Origin of the sequence: Pengzhenrongella frigida, from assembly GCF_004168625.1 — a bacterium.
Taxonomy (GTDB): Bacteria; Actinomycetota; Actinomycetes; order Actinomycetales; family Cellulomonadaceae; genus Pengzhenrongella; species Pengzhenrongella frigida.
The window spans coordinates 1-1,790 of the sequence record NZ_SDWW01000104.1 but is presented as its reverse complement, the minus strand read 5'-3'; the positions used below and the strand labels follow the sequence as shown (position 1 = coordinate 1,790).

The following is a 1,790-nucleotide window of genomic DNA, read 5'->3' as shown; positions in this document are numbered from 1 at the left end:
CCCGGTCAGCTGCGGGGCTGGCGGCGGGTGATCTCGTTGACCTCGCGGTAGAAGTCGTTGTCGATCAGGAGCTGGGCCGGGCGGTCCAGGGCCTGCAGCCGCCCGTCGACGATCACCATGACGCGGTCACAGATCGAGACCGTCGTGAGGCGATGAGCGACCAGGAACAACAACACCTCACCCTTGAGGGACTCCAACGACTTCTGGACCGCGGCCTCGGACCGCACGTCCAACGCACTGGTCGGCTCGTCCAGGATCAGCACGTCCGGCCCCTCCGCCAGCGCCCGCGCCAGGCACAACCGCTGCCGCTGCCCACCCGAGACCGCCGACGCCCGCTGCCCCACGACCGTGTCGTACCCGGCCGGCCACGACATGATCTCGTCATGGATGTGCGCCCGCCGCGCCGCGTCCTGGACCTGCCGATCGCTCAGGTGCGGGCGATAGAACCGGATGTTGTCCGCGACCGTCCCCCACAGCAGCTGCGGCGTCTGCGGCACGTACGCCACCCGCCGACGCCACTCGCTGCGCCGCACCTCGCGCGCATCGACGCCGTTGATCAGCAGCGCCCCCTGCTCGGGGTCGCGCAACCGCAGCAACAGCTGCACCAACGAGCTCTTGCCCGCCCCCGACGGCCCCACGATCCCGATGGCCTCCCCCATCGCCACCTCGAACGTCACCGCCTCCAGCACCGTCGCACCCGGCACATACCCGAACGACACGTCCTTCATCGCCAGCCCCGCGATCGCCGGCAACGGCTGCGAGCCGTCCTGCTGCGCATTGGCCCCGTAGTGCGTGATCGCATCCCCGACCCGGTGCAGGAACGGCAACAGCTCGTCCATCGCCGAGATCGACCCCTGGATCTGCTGCCCGTAGGTGAGCGAGCGCACCAAGATCAGCACCACCGCACCCAGCGCCGCGATCCGCCCGGCCCCCGCGAACGAGACCACCACCAACGCGACCATCAACATCACCAACGCCACCGACTGGTACAACGCCGGCACCGCCTTGGCCATGAACCGCGTGCGCAGCAGCGGCAACCGCACCTCGTCGATCAACCGGTAGAACCGCTCCCGATACCAGTCCGTGGCCCCGAACACCTGCGTCTCCTCAGCGAGCAGCACCACCTCCTGCATGCCCTTGGAGTACTCGATGTTCTCCTCGCTCAACGCCTTCGCGCTGCGCCGCAACCGCTTCGCCAACGGACGCAGCATCAAGAACAACAACCCCGACGTCACCACCAGCACCACCGCCGTGGGCACACTGAGCACGAACGCCGAGACCAGCATCGTGGCGAACATCAACGACACCGAGATCCCCGTCGCCAACGCCACGATCGCCTGACACGCACTCGTGACGTGCGCGTTCATCAGCGACTGGAAGTGCCCGTCCCGCTCGACCGCCTTCACCGGCCACGACGCCGCCGTATACACGTCGAACAACCGCCGCCGCAGCCCGGCCATCGCATTGGCGCTCATCTTCGCCGGCAGGTACGCCAGCACCAGCTGCAACACCCCCCGCACGATCGCCAGGGTGAACCCCAACCCGAACAACACCCCCAACCCCGCGCTCACGTCCACCGGACCCAGATCCACCGCCACCGAATCCGAACCCTGCGACAACGCCCCCGCGATCGCCGCGACCAACGCCAACAACGCCGCCTCCGCGAAACCCGCCACCACCGACACGCACGCCAGCAACGCGATCTGCCACCGCGACCCCGCGAAGAACGGCGACACCCGCCCCCACGCCCGCCGCGCGTCACGCACCACCACCACCGGCGACCGCCGACC

Annotated in this window: 1 protein-coding gene; it reads right to left on the bottom strand. The window is 69.0% G+C overall.

The features are described 5' to 3' along the window. Positions 1 to 5: 5 nt before the first annotated feature. Positions 6 to 1,790 (bottom strand): ABC transporter ATP-binding protein (locus tag EUA98_RS19490; RefSeq protein WP_207219178.1); only part of this gene is annotated, 1,785 nt, incomplete at its 5' end.